The organism is Thermodesulfobacteriota bacterium (assembly GCA_034189135.1).
Classification (GTDB): domain Bacteria; phylum Desulfobacterota; class Desulfobacteria; order Desulfobacterales; family JAUWMJ01; genus JAUWMJ01.
The window spans coordinates 42,377-66,124 of the sequence record JAXHVO010000006.1; the positions used below are offsets into that span (position 1 = coordinate 42,377).

At 43.4% G+C, this 23,748-nt stretch carries 22 protein-coding genes and 1 tRNA gene; 13 read left to right on the forward strand and 10 right to left on the reverse strand.

The window, feature by feature from the left end:
• Positions 1–222: 222 nt before the first annotated feature.
• Positions 223–669, reverse strand: a complete 447-nt coding sequence (locus tag SWH54_00775; GenBank protein MDY6789775.1) for a hypothetical protein — start codon at positions 667–669, stop codon at positions 223–225.
• A 435-nt stretch (positions 670–1,104) separates the two neighbouring features.
• Between SWH54_00775 and SWH54_00780 the strand changes: the two genes are divergently transcribed.
• The 3 genes from SWH54_00780 (at position 1,105) to SWH54_00790 (ending at position 5,091) form a co-directional block, all read left to right on the forward strand.
• Positions 1,105–3,066 carry an ATP-dependent helicase gene (locus tag SWH54_00780; GenBank protein MDY6789776.1) on the forward strand — a complete coding sequence of 654 codons (1,962 nt, stop codon included), beginning with the start codon at positions 1,105–1,107 and terminating at the stop codon, positions 3,064–3,066.
• A gap of 118 nt (positions 3,067–3,184) precedes the next feature.
• Positions 3,185–4,411 (forward strand): anion permease, encoded by a 1,227-nt coding sequence (locus SWH54_00785; protein MDY6789777.1) that lies wholly within the window; start codon positions 3,185–3,187, stop codon positions 4,409–4,411.
• An 11-nt stretch (positions 4,412–4,422) separates the two neighbouring features.
• Entirely contained in the window at positions 4,423–5,091 is a 669-nt protein-coding gene (locus SWH54_00790) for a TIGR00153 family protein (protein ID MDY6789778.1), read from the forward strand.
• Positions 5,092–5,329: 238 nt separating this feature from the next.
• On the opposite strand, the gene amrA is transcribed toward SWH54_00790, so the two are convergent.
• The 4 genes from amrA to SWH54_00810 are packed head-to-tail and all read right to left on the reverse strand — an operon-like array spanning position 5,330 to position 8,303.
• Complete coding sequence (gene amrA, locus SWH54_00795; GenBank protein MDY6789779.1) at positions 5,330–5,896, reverse strand: AmmeMemoRadiSam system protein A; 567 nt, start codon at positions 5,894–5,896, stop codon at positions 5,330–5,332.
• 22 nt (positions 5,897–5,918) lie between these two features.
• On the reverse strand, positions 5,919–6,149 hold the full coding sequence (locus SWH54_00800; GenBank protein ID MDY6789780.1) for a hypothetical protein: 231 nt from the start codon (positions 6,147–6,149) through the stop codon (positions 5,919–5,921).
• Between the two features lie 15 nt (positions 6,150–6,164).
• Positions 6,165–8,063: a SurA N-terminal domain-containing protein gene (locus tag SWH54_00805; GenBank protein ID MDY6789781.1), complete on the reverse strand. Its 1,899-nt coding sequence runs from the start codon at positions 8,061–8,063 to the stop codon at positions 6,165–6,167.
• Positions 8,064–8,117: 54 nt separating this feature from the next.
• Positions 8,118–8,303 carry a cytoplasmic protein gene (locus SWH54_00810; GenBank protein ID MDY6789782.1) on the reverse strand — a complete coding sequence of 62 codons (186 nt, stop codon included), beginning with the start codon at positions 8,301–8,303 and terminating at the stop codon, positions 8,118–8,120.
• 294 nt (positions 8,304–8,597) lie between these two features.
• Between SWH54_00810 and SWH54_00815 the strand changes: the two genes are divergently transcribed.
• The 3 genes from SWH54_00815 (at position 8,598) to fusA (ending at position 11,500) form a co-directional block, all read left to right on the forward strand.
• A tRNA-Ala gene (locus tag SWH54_00815) sits at positions 8,598–8,673 on the forward strand.
• A gap of 236 nt (positions 8,674–8,909) precedes the next feature.
• Complete coding sequence (locus tag SWH54_00820; GenBank protein MDY6789783.1) at positions 8,910–9,470, forward strand: GerMN domain-containing protein; 561 nt, start codon at positions 8,910–8,912, stop codon at positions 9,468–9,470.
• A complete protein-coding gene (fusA, locus tag SWH54_00825) occupies positions 9,467–11,500 on the forward strand; it encodes an elongation factor G (protein ID MDY6789784.1) in 2,034 nt (677 codons plus the stop codon). Before SWH54_00820 ends, fusA begins: the two co-directional genes overlap by 4 nt.
• Positions 11,501–11,548: 48 nt before the next feature.
• Here fusA and SWH54_00830 read toward each other — a convergent pair whose 3' ends face one another.
• Positions 11,549–12,976, reverse strand: coding sequence for a M48 family metalloprotease (locus tag SWH54_00830; protein MDY6789785.1), 1,428 nt, complete (start codon positions 12,974–12,976; stop codon positions 11,549–11,551).
• 209 nt (positions 12,977–13,185) lie between these two features.
• Here SWH54_00830 and SWH54_00835 point away from each other — a divergent pair, with 209 nt between their 5' ends.
• From SWH54_00835 to ispH, 6 genes are all read left to right on the forward strand, one after another.
• The gene (locus SWH54_00835) at positions 13,186–13,959 is read left to right on the forward strand and encodes an AAA family ATPase (GenBank protein MDY6789786.1); all 774 of its coding nucleotides are present in this window, start codon (positions 13,186–13,188) and stop codon (positions 13,957–13,959) included.
• Positions 13,960–14,003: 44 nt separating this feature from the next.
• Complete coding sequence (locus tag SWH54_00840; GenBank protein ID MDY6789787.1) at positions 14,004–14,867, forward strand: ParB/RepB/Spo0J family partition protein; 864 nt, start codon at positions 14,004–14,006, stop codon at positions 14,865–14,867.
• Between the two features lie 100 nt (positions 14,868–14,967).
• Complete coding sequence (locus tag SWH54_00845; protein MDY6789788.1) at positions 14,968–15,489, forward strand: NYN domain-containing protein; 522 nt, start codon at positions 14,968–14,970, stop codon at positions 15,487–15,489.
• A gap of 72 nt (positions 15,490–15,561) precedes the next feature.
• Complete coding sequence (locus SWH54_00850; GenBank protein MDY6789789.1) at positions 15,562–15,987, forward strand: DUF3842 family protein; 426 nt, start codon at positions 15,562–15,564, stop codon at positions 15,985–15,987.
• A gap of 6 nt (positions 15,988–15,993) precedes the next feature.
• The gene (locus SWH54_00855; GenBank protein ID MDY6789790.1) at positions 15,994–16,179 is read left to right on the forward strand and encodes a CooT family nickel-binding protein; all 186 of its coding nucleotides are present in this window, start codon (positions 15,994–15,996) and stop codon (positions 16,177–16,179) included.
• A 135-nt stretch (positions 16,180–16,314) separates the two neighbouring features.
• Positions 16,315–18,060, forward strand: coding sequence for a 4-hydroxy-3-methylbut-2-enyl diphosphate reductase (gene ispH / locus SWH54_00860; GenBank protein MDY6789791.1), 1,746 nt, complete (start codon positions 16,315–16,317; stop codon positions 18,058–18,060).
• 191 nt (positions 18,061–18,251) lie between these two features.
• On the opposite strand, the gene plsY is transcribed toward ispH, so the two are convergent.
• Entirely contained in the window at positions 18,252–18,881 is a 630-nt protein-coding gene (plsY, locus tag SWH54_00865; GenBank protein ID MDY6789792.1) for a glycerol-3-phosphate 1-O-acyltransferase PlsY, read from the reverse strand.
• A gap of 192 nt (positions 18,882–19,073) precedes the next feature.
• On the opposite strand from plsY, the gene SWH54_00870 reads away from it, so the two are divergent.
• Positions 19,074–19,343 carry a Smr/MutS family protein gene (locus tag SWH54_00870; GenBank protein MDY6789793.1) on the forward strand — a complete coding sequence of 90 codons (270 nt, stop codon included), beginning with the start codon at positions 19,074–19,076 and terminating at the stop codon, positions 19,341–19,343.
• Positions 19,344–19,525: 182 nt separating this feature from the next.
• Here SWH54_00870 and SWH54_00875 read toward each other — a convergent pair whose 3' ends face one another.
• From SWH54_00875 to SWH54_00885, 3 genes are all read right to left on the reverse strand, one after another.
• Positions 19,526–21,022, reverse strand: a complete 1,497-nt coding sequence (locus SWH54_00875) for an amidase family protein (protein ID MDY6789794.1) — start codon at positions 21,020–21,022, stop codon at positions 19,526–19,528.
• Between the two features lie 244 nt (positions 21,023–21,266).
• A complete protein-coding gene (locus SWH54_00880; protein MDY6789795.1) occupies positions 21,267–21,851 on the reverse strand; it encodes a GNAT family N-acetyltransferase in 585 nt (194 codons plus the stop codon).
• Between the two features lie 127 nt (positions 21,852–21,978).
• Positions 21,979–23,352 (reverse strand): radical SAM protein, encoded by a 1,374-nt coding sequence (locus tag SWH54_00885; protein MDY6789796.1) that lies wholly within the window; start codon positions 23,350–23,352, stop codon positions 21,979–21,981.
• Positions 23,353–23,748: the final 396 nt, after the last annotated feature.

Sequence of the window (23,748 nt, forward strand, 5' to 3'; positions counted from 1 at the left end):
GACTATCCCCTGTTTGAGTGGAAAATAAAAAGTCTTCAGTCTGCTACCAGGCAAACTGAAGACTTTTAAAGATTCACAGTTGTTTACGGTTTGAAACTTTAACCGGGAAAATAGAAATTCGGTAGAGATCGGTGGCCAAATCTCCAATTTCTATTTTTCTAATTTCAACGTTCCCTGAACGCTCACAACCGATTCCTGAATTTAAATCGCTTTTAATATATACTACTTCTTAATATAAACACCTCGTGAAACCGTCTTGATTTTGCCTTGTTTAGTCAGTTTATACAGTGCATTGCTAAGCTGTCTTCCCTCAAATCCGGTTTTTTGTTTTATTTTTTCAATGGCAATTCCCTTCTTGGTCCGCTTAATTGCATCAAAAACACTGCCAAGAACGGTTGTGCCTTTTGCAGCCGCCGGTTTTTTAACTGCTGCTTTTTTCCGCACCGCAGGTTTTTTCTTGGTAGCAGGTTTTCTCTTAACGGCAGCTTTTTTCTTTGCCGCTGCCTCAGCTGCCTGCATCTTCTCCACGTTTTTAGAAAGTTTCTCCAGCTGTTTTGAAAGGTTCACCAGAGACTTTGACGCCGATGCCAGTTGTCTTTTCAACTGTTGCTGTGAAAGTGTCACCAGTTTTTTTTGTACGGTTTTTAGCTGTTTTTTTACTTTCTTCATTTCTTATTTTCCTCCCGGGTTTTTGGGTGAATATTTATGAAGAGATATCCTTTTTTAAGTAGTATATAATACTCTTTTAATTGTCAACCATTTATGCGATAAAGTAATAGAACTATTGACAACACAACTGTTTCCATGAAAGATAATTTGCAACCGTTCAGGGGTTCAAGGTTGCATTCTTGTCTCATGGCTCCATTTTGGAGGTGTATTTATATGAGTAGCGACTGGCTTTGCTTGAAAGATACGCCAGGACAAGCCCGGCTTCCTCATTCCCAATCTGATAATTTGCGGCGCTTTGGCAATTATGTGGCAAAACCGGCATTTTTTATGAGAACTTCGGGTCTTTACTTTTGCCCTTGTTTCTAACCCTGAACGTTGAACCCTGAACCTGTGAACGGTTACAATAAAACCCGATATACCCTATAGTGATGGAAAATGGTAGAGCAATCACATCTTTACAACCACAAACAACGCTTTAATATCAAATACGAAGAAGAGCTTAACCCCGCCCAACTAGAAGCAGTCACTTCTCTAGACGGTCCCATGCTCGTTATAGCCGGAGCTGGTAGTGGAAAAACCCGAACACTGACCTACCGGGTGGCACGTCTTGTTGAACGGGGCATTTCACCTGCCTCGATTCTACTTTTAACCTTCACCCGCAAAGCTTCGGCAGAAATGCTCAGCCGCGCAGCACAACTATTGGACAACAGGTGTGAAAGGGTTTCCGGAGGAACTTTTCATTCTTTTTCCAATTCCATGCTGCGAAAGTATGCGTCCATCCTTGGCTTTGACAACAAATATACCATACTTGACCGCGTGGATGCGGAAAGTTTAATCGGCATGCTGAGAAAAGAACTAAATCCCGGACCAAAACATCGCTCGTTTCCCAGAAAGCGTACTTTGGCAAATATTTTCAGCAGATCGGTGAATAAAGTAATTTCCCTTGAAGATGTCATTTATAATGATTATCCCCATTTTCTACCTTATCTGGATGATATTGTTAATCTTGCCATCGAGTATAAAAACCGAAAAGTGATGCATGGCTTTTTTGACTACGATGATCTGTTGGTCTCTTTCGACCTTCTGTTGAAAAATCACACGGATATACGGGACAGTATATCATCGTTATACCAGTATATCATGGTGGACGAATATCAGGATACCAACCAGATACAGGCCTCTATTTTATACTCCTTAACCAGTAAAAATAAAAACGTGATGGTGGTGGGAGACGATTCTCAGAGCATCTATGCTTTCAGGGGGGCAAATTTTAAGAATATCATCGATTTCCCCCAACTGTTTCCGGAAACCAAAATTATCAGCCTGGAAGAAAACTATCGCAGTGTCCAACCCATATTGGATCTGACCAATGTTATTATCGACCGGGCGGCGGAAAAATTTTCCAAGAAGCTTTTTACCCGAAAAACCGGCGGGGTAACACCCTTGCTGGCTTGCACCCAAAGTGAAAACGACCAGTCGATGTTCGTTGTTGATAAAATCCAAGAGCTGAACATGAGCGGGGTTCCCCTGAGCCGAATGGCCGTTTTGTTCAGGGCCGGATTTCACTCCTTTGACCTTGAAATCGAACTTGCCAGAGAAAAAATTCCTTTTATCAAGGTCGGCGGTTTCAAATTTACTGAATCTGCGCATATTAAAGACGTGCTGGCACACCTGAAAGTGATCGCCAACCCGCATGACCGCATAAGCTGGTACAGGATCCTGCTTTTAATAGAAAAAATAGGGCCCAAGACCGCCCAAAACATATATCAGGCAATACATAATGAGCGGTCGGGATATACGGGGATTTTCACCATCAAACTCAAATCAGGCCTGAACCAACGTCTAAGCCGGCTCAGGCAGCTTTTCTCCAATATAAATTCCAATCCTTTGTCGGTTGCTGAAATGGGAGAAATCATTTTACACTACTATTTGCCTGTTTTAAAGGACAGGTATGACAATCACCCCAAGCGCGCAAGGGATCTCGAACAACTGTTAGCTATTATGCAACGTTATAACAGCCTTGAACAATTCTTAACCGATATGGCCCTTGAACCACCGAACACCAGTATGGATAATACATTTACCGAGACTTCGACCGATAACAACCGCCTGGTTCTTTCAACCATTCATTCTGCAAAGGGCCTTGAATGGCACACCGTGTTTATTATCTGGACGCTTGATGGTCGTTTCCCTTCCATACATTCTTTAAACAACGAAGAAGACCTGGAAGAAGAACTCAGGCTGATGTATGTGGCGGCCACCCGTGCACAAAATAATCTTTTTTTTACCTATCCAGGTCATACTTATGATAGGGGTTCAGGCATGATATTTTCCAGGCCGTCGCGCTTTATTGACATGATACCGGATGATATACTTGAAAAGTATTATGTTGATTAACCGCATATCCCGTGATATGCACAGCGGAAATTTATAAACTCATTTTATAAGGTACTGTTGAGACAGTCAGCCGTTATATTTAAGAACGGCTTAAACCAGCAACTCGAAACCTGTAACTATGTCCCCGGAAAATTACATCCTGATTATCGGCTACATCTTTGGATTTTACATGGCGTGGAATATCGGCGCTAATGATGTGGCCAACTCCATGGCATCCGCCGTCGGTGCGAAGGCGATTACCATACGCCAGGCAATCTTTATTGCCGGCATCCTGAATGTTCTCGGTGCGGTCTTTATCGGTTCTCATGTCACCAATACCATACGCAAAGGAATCGTCTCGACTGACATTCTCACCGACCCTCATCTGGCCCTTATCGGTGCATTGTCCGCCCTTCTTGCCGCTGCCCTGTGGGTGAGCTTTGCCACCTGGAAATCCCTTCCTGTTTCCACTACCCATTCCATTGTTGGCGCCATGATCGGTTTCGGCATCATGACCGGCGGTTTCTCTGTAATAAACTGGGGGAAACTGGCTGCCGTTGTAATGAGCTGGGTTATTTCTCCTGTTTTTAGCCTTATCATTTCATTTATCATGTTTAAAGTTATCATACGGTTGGTTTTATCAAAAAAAGACCGGTTTATCATGGCACTCAAATCATCACCGTTTTTTATCGGGCTTGCCTTTTTCGTGGTAATCCTGTCTTTTCTATTTAAAACACCTTTGGGGAAAACGCTTTCGGTCAGCACACCTGAAGCCTTGATTATCGCTCTGATTTTGGCCGTTTTGTTAGGATTTTCCGGAAAGATGCTTTTAAAACGCTTCATTAAAAGTGACCCGTCCAACGGAACTGAAGAGGTTTTCCGACGGATCCAGATAGGCACCTCATGTTATGTTGCACTGGCCCAAGGTGCAAACGATGTGGCCAACGCCATCGGCCCTCTTGCGGTGATCTATTTTCTGGCCAAAACGGGAGGCGTAGGAGCAAAAGTGCCGGTACCTTTCTTTCTTCTTTTATTCGGCGGGGTAGGTATTGCTTGCGGAATATCAATGGCAGGCTACCGGGTCATGGATACCATCGGTAAAAGAATTACCACCCTCACCAATACTCGCGGATTTTGTGTTGATTTTGCCGCGGCAACCACCGTCCTTGTTGCCTCGAAGTTGGGCCTTCCGGTTTCAACCACCCATGCGGCAGTCGGCGGTGTCATGGGGGTGGGAATCGCGCGTGGAATCGAAGCGGTCAACTTCTCGATTATTTTTAAAATTATAGTTTACTGGGTTTTGACCGTTCCGGTGGCGGCCATCACCAGTATAATCATTTTTAAAATACTTCAACTCATTATATAAAGGAGGTGACTATGCGTTTACCTTTCTTTTCAATGTTTATCACGTCGCCTTTTGATGGATTACAGGAGCATGCTGAGAAGGTTACAGAATGTGCATGGTCTTTCCAGCAGGCAATGGAATGTCATCTTTCACAAAAAAGCAAGCCCTTTGAAAAATTCAGACAGGAAGTGGACACACTGGAAAGTGAGGCCGATGCCATAAAAAGGCGAATCCGCGGCCATCTGCCCAAAGGGACCATGATGCCTGTGGATAAATTCCAACTGTTCAGGTACTTAAGAGAACAGGACCAGGTTCTTGATGCTATGGAGGATGTGCTTGACTGGCTTTCTTACAGACCCGACCCCGGAATCAGAAATGAAATTAAAAAGGATTTTCGCCTTCTGGTAGATGCAGTGGTAAGCCCGGTGGAAGAAATGACCAAAATGGTGACCGAAGCAAGAGAATACTTTACAAATTTTTCAGAAAAGCAGCGAAATCTTGTTAAGGATATCATCAGGGAACTTCGCGGGCATGAACATCAGGCAGACAAACTGGAAGATAATATAAAACAAAAAGTATTCAACATGGAGATAAATCCGGTCACCGTATTTCATACCATAAGATTGGCTGAATTCATCGGATCCATCGCAGATCACGCAGAAAATGCCGGGGATATGATGAGAGCCATGCTGTCAAAGTAAGGGATAGGCAGAAAGCAAAGAGGCACAAAGGCAGAAGAAAAAAGTAAAGAATTGACGCTCGTCGGAGATCCCGCCAGACGAGGAAGGGCGTGGGTTCCAAAATTGAACAAATACCGTATTTAGACGGTTAGGTAAAAAACATAAGCACCTGATGGCATCGTTCCAAGGCTTATATACCCCCGTTAAAAATCAGCGGGATAAAAAGGCGTAGCAGTAGATGAGCCTTGGAACGATGCCATCAGGATTCAGAAAAATACTCTGCCGTGTAAACCTTAACCGTTGTTTCCCTGTCCTTCCAGCATTCCCTTTCCATACCTCCTTTCTGACAGAGGTGCCCCAGGAAATCTTCTCTGTCAGGAAGTTGATCCCAGACCTGCGGAAGAAATGTGGCACTTTGCCAACCTCGGGAAAGTATGACTCCGTGGATTTTTGGTTTAAGCTTGTTTTTTAAATCGTCACCATCTTTAAAATCAACTTGTCGAGGAGCAGTCAGCACGCTGATTTCGATATCTATATCCGGCAGTTCATTCATTTCCACCTCCGGAAACCGTGGATCGTGAAATGCTGCATTCAATGCGTTTTCCTCAACATTGAACACCAGGGATCGAACAGGCTCTATGGTGCCGATACACCCCCTGAGAATTCCGTCTTTATGGAGGGTGACAAAACATCCCCTCTTTTCCTTTAAACCGGAAGAGGTCTTCTCCGGCCGCACTATCTTTGAACCGGCATCAATCTCCGCCTCTATGGTGGTTCGAGCCAGTTTAAGCAGGCTTCTTCTATCTTCATCCGTCAGCTTAGACATGCTTTTTCCAGTTCATATCGGATTAACTTAAAAATTCCCACCAGATATAAAAAGCAAAGGCCAGAAAAGCAATAAAAAATGAAAGGTAAGACATCCAGTTTACCTGCCTTTTAGCCATGCCGTGCTTTTCAACAGCTCCAAGCCTGGTTTTACATTCAGGACATCTTTTCACATCAAGCTTCACGTAAGTGAAACATTCCGGACACCTCTTTGTCGCGTGAACCACTTCTTTTTTTTCTGCATCATCCGGCATCTTTCCTTATCTCCTTTAATCTAAAAAGCCGTCCTCAATTGAAATTTCACTTTGGCCTTCCAACTGTGTCACCCATGCATTAAATGTTTGATATTTTTTCTGTTGCAGCAGTCTTTCCACAACACTCTTCTTTTTCTCTGCGAATTCTTTCACAGGCGGCTTTTTCCTATTTTTAAATCTGATCACATAATATCCTTTTTTCCCTTTTATCACGTCATCGGGAAATTTCTTTTTATTTGAAAGCAAAAAGGCTGATTTTGCAATTTCGTTTTCAAATCCGATATTTTTAATTGAACCATTTCTTTTAAAAAAACCGGTGGTCTCCATTTTTAAACCGGATTTGACACTTTCTCCTTCCAGAGATTCTATTCCCCCACCGGCCTTGAGTGCAGCCAGTAATTGTTTTGCGTCTGCCCTGGCCTTTTCTTCCCGTTTTTTATCTGTCAGGACCACCTTTACTTCTTGTTTTACATCTTCTAAAGGAGGAATCTTTTCATCAATTTTTTCAATCACCTGGATGATATAAAACCCGTCTGTTAAATCCTGAATATCGCTGATTTCCCTAAGCTCCATATTAAACGCTGCTTCGGTAAATTTAGCGCTGTCTGCAACACCTTTCACCGGATTCTTTTTAGTAAAAAAATCCGTTGTATGTAAGGTGAAATTTTGCAAATCAGCAAGTTTTTTCAAATCGTCTCCCTCATCGGATGCCTCATAAACTTCATCTGCCTTATCATATGCCAGGTTACCGGCTTTCTGAGTCAGCAGTTTTTCCTTAATTTTAAGCCTGGCTTTGTCAAAAGATACGGTAAATTCTTGGTTTATTTTATCCACCTTGATAATATGCCAGCCGAACCGGGTACGTACCGGCTCGCTGATCTCTCCGGATTTCATGGAAAACGCCTTGTCCGAAAATGGTTTTACCATGGCTTCCTTTTTGAATGCACCCAGGGATCCCCCTTTAAACCTTGTCGGGCCTTCGGAATATTTTTTTGCCAGGTCTGAAAAATTTTTTCCTTCCCTGGCCATCTTCATGATTTCAAGTGCTCTCTTTTTTGCCTTTTCTACCGTCTGGGCATCGGCATCTTTGGCGACCTTTATCAAAATGTGACTGGCCTCAACCGTTTTCGGAGTGTAAAATTCACTCTGATTTGTTTCGTAATAGTCCAGCAACTCGTCGTTATCAATTTTTACCTCCGGCTTGAACGAATCCGGATTAAAGTGCAAATACTTCGCTTTCAACCTGACTTCCGTTTTATAAGTCTCTTTGTGTTTTTCAAAATATGCCTTTATTTCATCATCGGTCGGTCTGACATTTTTATACCTTTCAGTTGCAAAAAGAACGAAATCAATATCAACAGAGGCGTCCTGGTATTCAAAATATTCCCTAGCTTCCTGTTCGGACACCTTCACATTTCCCGTGATAAATGCCCTGAGTTTTTCGGTTAACATGGCCTCTTTCTGTTCAACTTCAAATGTTTCAGGAGTGAGCCGGACGCTGCTTAAAATTCTATTATACCTGCGACTATCAAACACCCCGTCTGTCTGAAACGCGTCAATGTTTCTGATGGCTGCTTTGAGTTCCTCATCAGTCACCCTGAAATTCAGCCTTTTGGCTTCCATCAGCATTAACTTTTTTTCTACCAGTTGGTTTAGGGCCTGTTTTCTTAATCCCAGGCTTGCGATCATCTCGTCGTTCAACCTGTCCCCAAATCTTCTCCTGACCTGTTCCTTAAGATTGTCGTAGGTTCGGTTGTATTCATCCAGTGTAATCGGCTCATCATTGACACTGGCAATGGTGCCTTTGGCTTTGTCACGAATATTAACTCCCCAGAATACAAACACAACGGCAATTAGAAATATAATCGCTTTTACCATCCAGCTACCGGCTTTTTTCCTAATTAAATCGAGCATGTGATTCCTTTCCTTTTAAACAACAGCTTAATTCTATTATACCAATGAGACCTATTAAATAATTAACCGGATCTCCTGTTTTTTCTTGTCAATCTTTGACCCGATAGGTTCCAGGCAAATGGCACACAGGTATTCGTACTTGTCACCCTCAGGCAAGACCAAAAGAAGGCGCTTTCTCACCGGAACCGCCCGTTTACATTTAGGACAATACAGCTCGGTGGCATCGAACTCTTTAAACATGCCCTGCTTATTCTCTTGGCTAGCGAACCCCTTGTTCTGTTTTAAAAAATTTTCCGGATTCAATGTGAAACCTGTCTCGGTAATCAATTTTTAAAATTTATAAACTAGAAATTTTAATTTCTTACCCGACTTTTGTCAAGAATTACCTATCTGCCAAAAGCTTTTTTCAGCAAAACATGGATTTAAACCTTAAAGTGACTGGAGACAATGGTGGTTGAAATAGATTGACGTTTTTAAATCCAAAATAAATATTGACACCCCTAGCGGTTTTTGTTAGTTCCTCCTTTATTATTCGGGGCTGTAGCTCAGCTGGGAGAGCGCATGACTGGCAGTCATGAGGTCAGGGGTTCGAGCCCCCTCAGCTCCACCACCATATAATTCAGTTCCCAGTTCGTAGTAACTTGCTGATCACACACAGATTACTGCTGACAAGTCGATTTCAGTATTTTGCCCGATTGCAACGGAATTCATGACCAAACCTGCTAGGCGTAGCCGTAACAAACAGTAAAGGCGATCCCGCTGCCTAATCCCCATCTCCCCCTTGACATCATTCACGCATTGTCCTAAAAACGTGTCTGTTTTTGAAACAGGAGATCACGCGTAACCATGAAAAAGAAACGCCTTATTTATATTTTAGTACTTTCCATACTGGTGGGCAGCTTTGGATCCGCGTTTTTTTTTGTTATATCGGTGATAGCATCCGGACCTGATACAGTGACCACCCCGGAAAAGGAAAAATATACTCAAGGGACGATTGTTCACTTGTATTTTGCCAATAAGGAAAACTCCTTTCTGATGGCAGAAAAAAGAGTGCTGGTACAATCTGATAATCCGGCACAAAGGGGAAAACTGATCATTGAGTCCCTTATCAAAGGGCCGAAGGAAGGACTCATGCGAACCATCCCTTTGGGTAGCACCTTACGGACGTTTTTTGTCACCAAAGATAAAACAGCCTATGCCGATTTTTCACCGATCATCAGTGAGAAACATCCGGGTGGATGCAAAGCGGAAATCATCACCATATATTCAATTGTGAATTCATTAATATTAAATGTCCCCGAAATAGATACCGTAAAAATACTCATTGGCGGACGTGAAGCTTTGACCCTTGCAGGTCATATTGATTTGCGTTTTCCATTAAAAGCTGACATGCTTCTGGTGAGATGAAAAAAGCACACAAAATAAAAGATATCCGCAATATCGGTATCATCGCCCATATTGATGCCGGGAAAACCACCGTAACCGAGCGGATCCTATACTATACCGGTCGCTCCCATAAGATAGGCGAGGTTCATGACGGTGAAGCCGTAATGGACTGGATGCCTGACGAGCAGGAACGCGGCATTACCATCACGTCTGCGGTAACCACCTGCCAGTGGAAGGGAAATGAAATCCATATTATCGATACCCCGGGGCATGTCGATTTTACCATAGAGGTGGAGCGCTCATTGAGAGTCCTCGATGGAGCCATCGGTGTCTTTTGTGCGGTGGGAGGCGTTGAACCCCAGTCGGAAACGGTCTGGCACCAGGCTGATAAATATCTTGTCCCTAAAATCGCCTTTATCAACAAGCTTGACAGGGTGGGTGCAGATTTTTTCGGCACTGTTGAAATGATGGTAGACAGACTCAATGCAAACCCTTTAATTTTACAACTTCCGGTTGGTTCTGAAGATCATTTTTCCGGTATCATCGATCTGGTGGAAATGAAACAAATCATATGGGATGAAGAAACCCTTGGTGCCACCTATAGAACCGAAAGTATACAACCGGATCTTCTCGATCGTGCAAACCAATATCGCGAAAAGCTGATCGAAACAATCGCAGAACATAATGATGATATTATGGAGGACTACCTGGCGGAAAAACCGGTGGACGCACAAAGCCTTTATGATGCAATCCGAAAGGCAACCATCGATTTAAAACTGGTTCCCATATTATGCGGATCCGCTCTAAAAAACAAAGGAATCCAACCGCTCATCGACTCGATCGTCCGCTTTCTCCCGAGTCCTATCGACATTCCACCGGTAAAAGGAACGGACCCTGAAACAGGAAAAGTCCGTGAATGTGAAGCAAAAGATACCAAGCCCCTGTCAGCACTTATCTTCAAAGTCTCTATGATAGAAGGAAGAAAGCTTTCTTACGTGAGGGTCTATAGCGGAAAAATGAAGGCCGGTGGAGAGGTTTACAACCCCACCCTTAAGAAAAAGGAAAAGCTTTCCCGCATACTGGAGATGCATGCCAATAAAAGGGAAAGAGTCGATAGTACAGCAGCGGGAAATATTGTCGGGGTGGTCGGGTTAAAGAATTCTTCAACCGGTGATACGCTTTGCTCAATTGACCATCCGGTTTTGCTGGAAAAGATAGAGTTTTATGAGCCGGTCATTTCGGTTGCGGTTGAACCTAAAACCCACAGTGATCAGGAAAAGCTGGATCAGGTTCTGGAAAAATATATGGTGGAAGACCCCACCCTGAGGGTTCGGGAAGATAAAGATACCGGGCAGACGATTTTGTCGGGCATGGGAGAGCTTCATCTTGAAATTATAATCAGCCGTATGTTGCGCGAGTTTAACACCAGCGTGAATGTGGGGAAACCACAGGTTGTTTACCGGGAAAGCATTGAGAAAGAAATCAAAGCCTGTTCAACATTCGACAAAGAAGTTGCCGGACATCATCATTTTGGAGAAGTTGAATTAAAACTCAAACCTCTGGCCCGGGGTACCGGCAACAGGTTTTTATCGAATATTACACCGGAAACCATACCTGACGCGTTTGTGCCTGCAATTGAAAAGGGCGTCATGGAGTCTTTCGAAAGCGGTGCATTGATGGGATATCCTGTGGTTGATGTGGAGGCTGTTCTTACAGGAGGATCGTACCGAGAATCTGTTGGCACTGAGCTGGCTTTTACCGTAAGTGCATCCATGGCATGTAAGGAGGCTCTGGCAAACGGCAACCCCTATCTTCTTGATCCCATTATGAATGTTGAAGTGCTTGTTCCCGAATCTTATATGGGGGATGTGATCGGTGATTTAAATTCCAGAAACGGAAAAATTGAAGCCATCACAGCCAAAATGAACACCCAGGAGATAAAGGCCACCGTACCACTTGCTCGCATGTTTGGCTATTCAACCGCCTTAAGGTCGGCCACCCAGGGCCGAGGCACATTTACCATGATGTTTTCTCACTTTGATCGCAGTTGAAAAAGGCTATGAACGTCGAATATTGAATATTATCATATTATAAACAGCTTAATTCGCTTTAGCCTCTTTTTTCCTCTCCTGCGCATACCTTTTGCTGACTTTTTTCAGCAGATTTTTAATCTCTTGTCTTCTATGCGGATCTGTCGTCTTTTCTAAAGCCTTTTCAAACTGGATCACCGCATTTTTATTCTCTCTTTTTTTGGTATAATAAATGCCGAGCGTATAATGCGCATCGGCCAGCTTGTGCTGCTTGCCATAGGTATTCCCCAGAAAATAGAACCCCGGCTTATAACCTGGATGTTTTTTGGTAAGCATTCTTAGCGTGGATTCGGCATCTTTAAATCTTCCCAGTTCCATCTGGGACCGTCCAATATAAAAGAGTCCTTCCGGATCGTCCGGAGCAATGCTGACAGCGCTTTCAAGCATAGTGAGTGCTTTTTGATACTGCCCGTCAAGAAAATAGATCCGCCCCAGAGCAACTAAAAATGTCGGGTTAAAAGCCTCTTTTTCCAGTGCTTTTTTAATATATGCCGCCGCATCTTTTCTGTTTCCCATCCTTGCCAGTACCAGTCCGTATCCATAGTTCGCCATGGAATTTTGCGGATTTTTGCTGACCGCATTTTTATATTTCCTTAAGGCAAGTGCTTCATCAGAGTAGAGTGCAACCAGGCGTGTGTTAATTTTTTTAAATTCAGCGGAATCTGTCTTTGAGAACTGTTTTTTTCCGTTTTTTTCCAGCCACGTATCAATATAAGCCAGTCGTTCCTCAGGTGCGGGATGAGTGGTCAGGTAGGGAGGAATTTGTTCTGTCCCAAACCATTGTTTGCTTCGAATTTTAGCTAACATGGTAAGCAAACCATACCCCGAGTAGCCTGCTTTGGTGAGATGATTAAGCCCGATCTGATCTGCCTGCCTCTCGTCTTCACGACTGTATGCCAGTGCCATGGATTGACCGGCGGCCATCGATCCCACTATTACGGCACTGCCGACTTCTCCAGCCCCTTCTGCGCCAAGGAATATTCCTGCAGCAATACCGGCTAAAGTTGCAATGGAAATCTTTTTGGATCTATCTATCTTCTGTGAAATATGACGGCATAAGACATGTGCGATTTCATGACCCAGGATACCTGCAAGTTCCTCTTCGTTTTCCATTGCCGCCATCAGCCCGCTGTATATAAAAATGTGGCCGGCCGGTGTGGCAAAAGCGTTAAATACATCATCCTTAATCACATAAAAACGGTAGGTAAATGGCTGGGGGGAAAGAATCGAGACAATTTTCGCCCCCACCTTATTCACATAATTGACAATAGCAGGATCTTCCACAAGCTCTAAATTCTTTAGAACAACCCTCATGAACTCTCGGGAAAGTTCTTCTTCCTCGGCAGCCGTTATACTTAAAGCCGCTTTTGGCATAAAAAACCCGGTGACAAACAAAAAAAACAGGGAAAGCAATAATAATTTGGTGACAAATTTCATCGGCATATTTCTTGTTACGAAAGGTTTATCCACTGAGATCACACCAAACACAGAAAATATATAGTTTTATTAATTTGTTACCTCTGTGTGCGTTGTGTACCCGGTGACAAATTCGGTTTTTTACCAGTCTTACAATTTTGACGCTTTATCTGTTTACCTTTTTTTTAAATCCTTTTCAAACACCTTTTTTTGTGTTAGAGATTTTTATTATGGCACAAATTTTATGCATAGCCAACCAAAAAGGCGGAGTTGGCAAAACCACCACTGCGGTGAATCTATCAGCGGCTTTAGCCGTTTCAGAAAAAAGAACGCTTCTGGTTGACTGTGATCCACAGGGCAATGCGACGTCTGGAATCGGAATCGATAAAACCAGTATAGACCGCACTTTATACCACGGCATGCTCGGGGAAGCTCCGGTTCAAAGTCTTGTTGTTGACAGCGAAATAGACAGCTTAAAGGTGATACCGTCGAACGTGGAGCTTATCGGCTATGAAATCGAAATGATTTCAAATTCCCAGCGAGAAAATGCGTTAAAAAAGCTTCTTGCCGATCTGGAAAATTCTTATGAATTCATTATTATAGATTGCCCCCCTTCTCTGAGTTTGCTGACAGTGAACGCACTGACAGCGGCTAATTCTTTACTGATCCCCCTGCAGTGTGAATTCTACGCCTTAGAAGGCCTGGGCCAGCTGTTGCAAACGGTAAGACGAATCAAACACAATTTGAATCCCAATCTAAATATTGCCGGAATCCTTTTAACCATGTTTGACAAAAGAACCAACCTGTCTTATCAGGTAGCTGAAGATGCTAAAAAGCACTTCAATGACAAGGTGTTCAAATCGGTCATTCCTAGAAATATTCGGCTGAGTGAAGCCCCAAGTTTTGGCAAACCGATACTGATGTATGATGCAACATCCACTGGCGCGCAAAGCTATTTTGATCTGGCAAAGGAAATCATCAATTTTTATAAAGAGAAAACATAAATGAGTTCAACCCAAAGAAAAGTGGAAAAATCTCCGTGCCAAACATGAAAAAACGAAAAAAATTAGCCTTGGGAAAAGGACTGGATGCGCTTATTCCAGACATTAAATCTTCGGAAGACAAGCCTTTGGACTATTTCTTTTGTGAAACCGATCTGATCAGCCCCAATCGTTATCAGCCCCGTCTTCAGTTTTCTGAAGATGAACTTAAGGAATTGTGTGATTCCATAAAAACACAGGGCATTCTTCAACCGCTGCTGGTTAGAAAAGACAATATCGGTTATGAACTTATTACGGGTGAAAGACGCCTGCGAGCAGCAAAAATGGCAGGACTCAATAAGGTGCCCGTGGTTATAAAAAATATTTCAGATGCAGAGCTGCTGGAAATGTCAATTGTGGAAAATATCCAGCGGGAAGATTTTAATCCCTTAGAGGAGGCCGAAGCCTATCATCGTCTGATCACCCAATTCGACCTCACCCAGGACCAGGCAGCCATTCGTGTGGGAAAAAGCAGATCCGCGGTGGCCAACTTTTTAAGACTCAGGCAACTGCCGGATGAGATAAAGGCCAGTATTTTGGATGGCTCTTTAAGTATGGGTCATGCCAGGGCTTTGTTAAGTGCCGAAGTACCTTCTCAACAAATCGCCGCCTGGCGTGCGGTGGTATCTAAAGGTCTATCAGTCAGGGAAACGGAAAACCTGATAAAAAAATTAAAAGCAGGAAAGAAAAAACCCAAAGAATCACAGCCAAGTTCAGAAGATATATACTTTTCGGATCTGGCCGGTAACCTTTCTAGTTATTTTGGGACCAAAGTTCAGATAAAAAGAAAGGGACAAAAGGGAAAGGTTGAAATCGAATTCTACAACAATGACGACCTCGATCGACTCATAAACCTTTTTAAACGAGATTAAGACCAATGGCGTCGAAAAGAGTCTCATCTACTAATTTATATATGGGCCTCTTTTTCTAGCCGTCAGGCGCGAAGCCTTTTTTACCCATTCATCAACACCAATGTCTATCCATATAATAATCGATGGCTATAATCTGATCCGCCAGTCATCTTCTTTGAGCCCGCTTGACCGCCGGGACCTGCAACTTGGCAGAGAAGCGCTGGTTGATTTGCTGGTAACATATAAAAGAATAAAACATCATAAAATAACGGTCGTTTTTGACGGAACCAATGCTGCTTCCTCTTCCGGCCACAAAGACTATATTGGCGGAATTGAAATAAAATTTTCCCGTAGCGGTGAATCGGCTGATTCGGTTATCAAAAATATGGCCGCAGGAGAAAAAGAAAAAGCCCTGGTGGTAAGCTCTGATCGGGATGTGGTGGATTCCGCCTATTTATCCGGAGCTGCTGTCATCAGCTCCATTGAATTTGAAAAAAGGCTTGAAATGGCTGCCCATTTAGACGGTTTTAGTGTTGACGATACAGATGAAGTGGGCTGGATTCCCACAACCAAAAAAAAAGGTCCCAGCAGAAAGCTTCCCAAAAGAAAAAGACGGAGTGCCGCTAAAATTAAAAAACTATAGGGCTGGAAAGCTGGGAGGTTATAAAGCCATGAAGTTTCATCACATTAAATATAAACTTTATTTGAAGGTCACATGAAAAAAATATGTGTCATTGACGGACAGGGCGGTGGTATCGGCAGTACGATCATTAAGAAATTAAAAGAGCTGTTTCAGGAATCTGTCGAGATTATGGCACTGGGAACAAACGCAATTGCCACGGCCCAGATGCTAAAAGCCAGAGCAAACCGGGGCGCCTCCGGGGAAAATGCCATTGTTCAAACCGTAAAAAAGGTCGATATTATCATCGGTCCGGTTGGCATTATTATGGCCAATGCCATGTTGGGTGAAGTCACCCCGAAAATTGCAAAGGCCGTGGCAACCAGCCCGGCAATTAAATTTCTCATACCACTTACACAGGAAAATGTTGAAATCGTGGGCATCCCTGCTATGCCCCTTCCGCATCTTATTGAGGAGCTGATCGAAGTTAATTTAAAACCAATACTGCAAAAAAAGGAGTGATATATCATGTGTGAAGCCAATGCTTACCTGATTGAGGGTGACCAAAACAAGCTATTAATGGAGGCGGTTGATACAGTTGAACCTGAAGAGGACGGCATCAGACTCATCAGCATTTTCGGAGATCAAAAATTTATTAAAGCCCACATCCATTCTCTTTCCCTGGTGGACCATAAGGTTTTTCTGAAGGAATAAATCCTGTCGCAATGGTTTGGCCTCTGAGACACAAAGCCGCGAACCAAGGATAGAAATTTTATTACCATCTTTGTGCCTTAATGGCTGACATGAAATCCAGTTATTGCTTCTGGATAGACACTTTAAATTTCCAGTATGAAAATATTAATCGCCAAGACCGCAGGATTTTGCATGGGGGTGCGCCGGGCAGTGGAAATGGTTCTGGATGCACCCCAAAAGCTTAAAGGACCTATCAGCACTTACGGCCCTCTGATCCACAACCCTCAGGTGCTTAAACTTCTGGAAGAAAAACAAATATCTGTGATTAACGACATCCCTGATCATGGATCCGGCACCATTCTGATCAGGGCCCATGGAGTTCCCCCGGATGTAAAGCAGAACCTTGAAAAGGCCGGCTTTAATGTGTTGGATGCCACCTGCCCCCGCGTAATAAAGGTTCAGTCGATAATTAAAAAGCATGCGGGAAACCATTATGCCTCAATCATATTGGGAGACAAAGACCATCCGGAAGTGGTTGGATTGCTCGGTTATGCCGGAGAAAAGGGCCATGTAATCGGTAGCGTCAGCGATCTTCATTCACTTCCGCGCTTTGAAAAGGCAATTATCGTTGCCCAGACCACCCAAAATACACTCCTTTTTGATGAAATAAAAAAACAGGCGACGGATAATTTTCCTCACTACAAAGTCTTTAATACAATATGTGACTCTACCGGCCGTCGCCAGGCCGAAGTAAAACGCCTGGCATCATCGGTCGATACCATTGTTGTGGTTGGAGGATTCAGCAGCGGAAACACAAAACGGCTGGCTGAGATCGCCAAAAACACCGGAAAGACGGCCTATCACATAGAAACCGAATCAGATCTCAAAGCAATTGACTTAAAGCCACTGTTATCCTCTGCACGCATAGGAATCACCGCCGGTGCCTCCACCCCGAACTGGACCATCAAAAGAGTTTACCGGGCGCTTGAAGCGCTATCCTTTAAGAAAGGCCACGGCTGGCAAAAACTCGGTTTTTTTATTCAGCGCACCCTGCTGCTTACAAATATTTATGTATCTATAGGGGCAGGCTGTCTTTGTTATGCCTGCACCATGCTTCAGGGAATTTCCCGCTATCTGCCCTATGTGATCATTTCCATTCTCTATGTTCAATCCATGCACATTCTCAATCACCTTACCGGAAGTGCGTCAGATCGCTATAATGATCCGGACAGAGCGTCTTTTTATAAAAAACATAAAATCTTCTTAACCGGCCTTGCCGTTATTTCCGGTGGAGCCGGCCTTATCACCGCCTACACCATGGGCCCCACTGCATTTTTAATTCTTTTCATTATGAGCATCATGGGGCTTTCTTATAATTTAAGACTGTTGCCCAGGCGTTTTACCGGCAACAGATATTTTAGAATCAGGGACATTCCGGGCTCAAAAACCTTCCTCATAGCAATGGCCTGGGGAATAGTCACGTCTATATTGCCCTCCTTGTCGGCATCAGGGAAAATCAGTGTAAACGCTGCATTTATTTTTCTATGGTCAACCAGCCTGGTCTTGGTGAGGACCGCATTTTTTGATATACTCGACATGCAGGGAGATCGTATCGTGGGCAAAGAAACACTGGCAACCTTGCTGGGAGAAAACCGGACCATGCGTCTTTTGAAGACAGTACAAATAGCCAGTATTTGCTTTTTATTATTATCCGCTGCATTTGGTTATATTTCAAGTCTTGGGTTTGCTCTTTTGATGTGCCCTGTTTTGCTGTTTGTTGTTTTAATGGCTTATGAACGCGGGTATGTTTTACCCGGCATACGGCTGGAATTTCTCGTTGAAACGCATTTTCCCCTGGCAGGGATTGCCGCTTGGGTGTGGTGGGTATTTTGGGGTGTCTGACAATTAAAAAAATATGAACTTCGAACTTCGAACGTCCAACGCCGAATTTTGAATAAGGCATTCTGCCTATTTTAAATGGAAGAGTGAAGCGATTTTATCTTTCGATGTTCAACGTTCAATGTTGGGGATGTTCAAAAACGGTAAAACCTTTTAGGATCGATCAGCATGGCCCGGGGTTTGATTAAAAGCAGCTATTTCCCCTTCTTCCTGATAACATTTTCCGTACCGGCGATTAGCCGTTTGATATTATCCTGGTGACGGTATGCAATAAATATGGTTATCACCGCAGCACAGGCGGTCATAACCAGTGAATTTGTTTTTATCCACACAGCAATCGGAATAACGCCGGCTGCTGCAAGGGAACCGGCAGATACATGGTTAGTTGACAGAGCCACGATCAGAAATGCCACCAGAGCAGCCAGACAGGCAACCGGTGAAAGGACCAGGAAGCACCCTAAAGCAGTGGCGACCCCCTTTCCTCCGGTTTTAAACTTCATGTAGACAGGATACAGATGCCCTAAAAAGGCGCATAGAGCGGTCAGACAAACACATATTTCATATATCAGAGGACTGGGATAAGAAATAGCCGTTGCCGCATAAACCGGGACCACACCCTTTAGCACGTCACCGGCAAGGGTCAGAAGCCCGATAGGTGTCCCGGCAACCCGTCTTACATTGGTTGCGCCGATATTGCCGCTTCCTTGTTTTCTGATATCAACCGAAGTAAATATTCGGGTAAAAACCAGACCAAAGGGAATGGAACCCAGTAAATAAGCGAAAACTATAATTCCAATAGAATAAATAAAATTTATATCTTCCATTTTGATTTTCCACTTTTTGCGTATTAAGCAAAATTGTTGAATTCTTAAAAAACCAGCTTTACCACAGAGAACACAGAGCTCACGGAGATAACAAGTTAAATCAACAGAATAATCCATGTGTTCTCTGGGAACTCCGTGGTGTAAAATAACTTTTCACCATGCGATCGGAATTATAAAGGAGAACATGTGTAAATGCAACCGGTGAAAATTGATATTGAAGATGTCCTTGACCTGCACACCTTTAAACCGTCAGACGTGCCCGACTTGCTGGAAGATTATATCATTGAGTGCATCAAGGCAGGTATATTTTCCCTGCGTATTATTCATGGAAAGGGCAAGGGGATCCAAAAAAAAAGAGTACAACAGCTGTTGAAAAATAATCCCAAGGTAAAATCCTTTCTGGATGCGCCTCCTGAAGCCGGAGGCTGGGGTGCCACACTGGTGGAGCTTGAAAGAATTTAAGCACTTAAGGAATATCTCAACAGTGGTACTGAATATCAGACGACCTATTGTGCTCTATCTTCTACTTGAATGGATAGGATCGAAAGATCAGCTAAACTTCGATTGGAGTATGATAACACTACCTTTAAGTAAACTGCCAAAGCTTGTGTACAGGTTGAATATTTTTATCATTAAACAAAGTATTAGCGCTGTTGGTCTAAAAAGCCTGGCGGGGCTTTGAATCCACCCACGAGATCAGATAAGCTCATAGCAAAGGCAATGGTTGTTCGATCCTCGAATTTGGCACCGATAATCTGGATGCCTACCGGAAGGCCGGATTCGCTCAGCCCGACCGGAGCCACCGTCGCAGGCAAACCAGACACAATAGCCATCGCAGTCCAGGAAAGGTTGTCAAAATACGGTTTCTTCTTTCCGTTTACATCCAATCTACGGTTTATAACAGGCTCTCTATGGTTATGAGGGAATGCCACAGAAAGAGCAACAGGAGCGAGCAAAACATCGTAGCGCTCAAAGAATTCAGCCCATTTAGATTGCTGTTTTTTTTGCCTCGAGACAAGACCATTAGACAGAGGTAATGACCCTGCCGTTAATTCATCGCGCATTTCCCTCCACAAATGAACGGTTTCCCACAGCTGTAGATCCGGACGTGCTTCTTCGTCAACGGCAAGACCAGCTTCGCGTAATTTCCCCACTGTTTTTTGAAGCGGCGCCAAAACATCCGCATCGATTTCAGCTGCAGGAGAGCTATCAGTGAACCAAACGGCAACTCGATAATCACTGAATTGTTTTCTTCGCGTCGGTAAAAGTTCTGAGCTGTGGCCGCTTTTTTCCGAACGACCCGGAGTCGTCAAGATCTTTAGAGATAACGCCAAATCCTCGGCACTTCGGGACAGAGGCCCGATCACAAAAAGTGGAATCACCGACATTTGGTGCGGCTGAACCCGGCCGGGTATGGGAGGTATATGCCCATATCTTGGAACGATTCCAAAGGTGGTCTTGTGGCCGAAAACACCGGTATAATGGGCCGGAAAGCGAACCGATCCCCCTAAATCGCTACCCAACTCAAGGGAAGTAAATCCCGCGGCAAGCGCTGACGCCGATCCTCCTGATGAGCCGCCGGGAGTTCTGGTCAAATCCCAGGGATTGTTCGTCGTACCATATACTTTATTAAAGCTTTGAAAATCGCGAGCATGGTATGGAACATTGGTTTTGCCGAAGATGATCGCACCGGCGTCGATCAGGCGTTGGACCGCTATCGCATTACGATCCGGTATATAGCTTTTGAGCTTGAGGTCGCCAGAAGTCGCCGGCATTCCCGCCACTTCGAATACATCCTTTACTGTCATCGGCAGCCCATGAAGAGGCCCCCAGATTTGGCCTCGGGCGAGCGCTTGGTCTGCTTCCGCTGCTCGTGCTCGGGCGGCATCCACATCTAACGCCACGACCGCGTTGATGCTGCCATTATTGCGTTCAATGCTATCCAGGTAACGGTTGAGAAGATCAAGTGAAGTGATCTCGCCGCGCCGAATTGCGTCTGTTAACTCAACAGCGGATTTGAAAAGGAAAGGATCGATCTTTTGAGGAAATCTGGAACTGGAATCTTGCTTCCCGCAGCAAATGAGAGCACTGATGAGAATAATGAGCAAGCCTGTCTGGAGAACCTTTTTGATAAAATCCATCGTTTCACCTCCCAACTCAAAGGTTGGGCACTTCACCCCATAAGCACATATTACCAACTTACTGATATAATAAAAAAATTATCAACTATCGTCGAACTTATGATATCGCTTAATCCGACCATATCACCACAATTACAGGGGTTTAAAAAACTGTCATTCGTTGGAGCAACCTGGATCTTAACATGCGCTTCAGCCGCACAAGTTACGAGCGTCTGCAGAAAGCATTGGATATGCATTCCTTTGATTAACTTTTTTTTGAATCTCTCAACATGTATCGATTTTTAACATTGAATATTTCGGACTCGGAAACAACTTCGAACCCGAATTTCTTATAAAAGCGTACATTTTTATCCCCTTCTGTCTCCAGGTAAGCTTTGGCAAGACAGGCATCCACTTCCTTGCAGAAGCGTTCCATAAGTATGGATCCAACACCTGATCCTTGATGAGACGGCAGCACACCAATCGGACCAAGATGCCAATGTTGACTCAACGGATCGTGACGTGCCCACTCCGTATGCCATATATACTTCCGCCAGCCTATATCATTTTCATCTTTTGAGTCTATGTGGTTATTCGTGGCTTTACTCCCCTCGCATGATTTCATCCGCATCACCCCGATAATATTTTGTTTATCTTTTGCCAGAAAGACTATGCCAGGCAATTCAATCAAGAGGTTAGAAAACATTTTTTCAATTTCTATTCGTTCTTTTTCACCTTTACCCTGAAAAACAGCATCATGGAGAGGATTGTCGAGCATAGCAACACTGAGAACCCTTGCCGATTCCTGGATGTCCCTTTTTTCCATAAATGAAATCTGAAAGCTGCACATATTTATTCCTTTTCTGGATAGATATTTTACATCAACTGACCTTGTTTGTGATTTGTTAAATGTTGCATTCAGCAGCTTGTCCGCTGCAATGCTTATGCCTCGAACTCATCTTAATTATAACAAATTTTTATTCAAGTGAGTTAACCCTTTTTCTGTATTCCCAGTAAGGTTTATTCACCTGAACAGCACAATTCTCTCTTGTTTTCAGTGATTCTATAAGACTTATCATATAATCTTTTGGGAGCTCAGGAGATATGTAATAAGCACCATCAAATAGTTCCCGTTCATTCTTTAACTGCCCGTCTCTTTTTGCAGCATCTAATACATTTTGATGATGTGTCCAAAGATAAAGGCCAATATTTATCCAAATACTTTCTGTCATCGGAAAACTATCAACGATACTAAAGGTTTCCGAGATTGTTTTCGGGGTCTCTCCTGGTGCACCAATTAGAATGGAAAGTCCAAAAGGAATATCTGAATTACTTAGATTACTCAAAGCTTCCCTGATATGGCTGGTCCTATAACCACGCTTCATATTTGCAAGCATCTTTTCAGAAGCTGTTTCGATGGAGAGGCCGACATAATCACATCCGGATTCTTTCATCAACCTACAAAAGTCTTTTGTAATCCCCAGCGGTTTAATGGCGCCGGATCTCCATTTGATCTTAAGCTGACGATCAATTATCTCCTTGCAGATCGCTTCCGCATGCTTTTTGGGACAATTAAAACTGTTATCGCTAAAGTTAATATTTCCTGAGTTCGTCGTTTTCATTACATGCTTGATTTCTTTTATTACTCGCTCTGGGGATTTTAAACGATAGCGTGTCCCTTCAAGTGAACTATGGGGACAAAAGGTACACCGAAAGCCGCAGCCTCGTTTGCTATACAAAGCATAAGCTATATTCTGCTCATTGTATTTATTACTTTCGAACAGATCATAAGCAGGAAAAGCTGTATCATCCAGATCCGCAACCAAATCTCTTGCTACCTTATTAATCTCACCTGCCTTTCTGAAAATACATCCCGGCACACTGGATATGTCTCCATTTTTCTCGAGTCTATTAAGATATAGCGGAAATGAGTATTCTCCTTCACCCCTTATTCCATAATCCATGCTTAGATAATCCAGCCATTCTTTTGCATAGTAATTGAATCCGGGGCCACCCAATATAATGTGAGCATTTGTATTTTGTTTGATAGTATCGACAATGCTTTTTATTTTTGGCCGCATATCGATATATTTTGTGCCAAAATCGGCTTCTTCATCACGGATATCACTGGTAACGATGGTGATGGAAATACCAATAACATCCGGTCTGAATTTAGACAGCTTTTTTTTGAGTTCCTCAATTAAGTTACTGGCGACATAACAATCAAATATTTCAACAGTATGGCCTTCTTTACGGGCAGCTCCTGCAATATAAGCAGCACCAGAAGGAGACATTTGAAGACGGGAAGAGGTCAGTGGAAGAAAGGTTCCTGAAATAATGAGAACTTTCATATATTAAACCCCGGTTGATTCAATAAACATTTTTTTATCTTTTAGGCATAATATATATGTTATACAGTTTTCTCGATAAGTCATGAAAATCGAACTTATCGAGATATATATGTGGTGATATTGAAAATAGTCAACCTATCGAACGTAATGGAATTTTAACAGGTAAGATTTGGATATATGAAATCTACATCGGGAACGCCCGGTTTGTCAAATCCTGGTAAACTGTGATTTAAATCGAATATCACAGGAATTTTCGCAACTGATATCTACCGGATTGTGGGAGATGAACGAAACCGCTTCGCGGTAGCTTTCCGGCCCATCTTTTCTCATTTCAAATCATTTATCATACCAAAACGACCATCTTAATCTACATATATGGATTCGCTTCGCTCAACC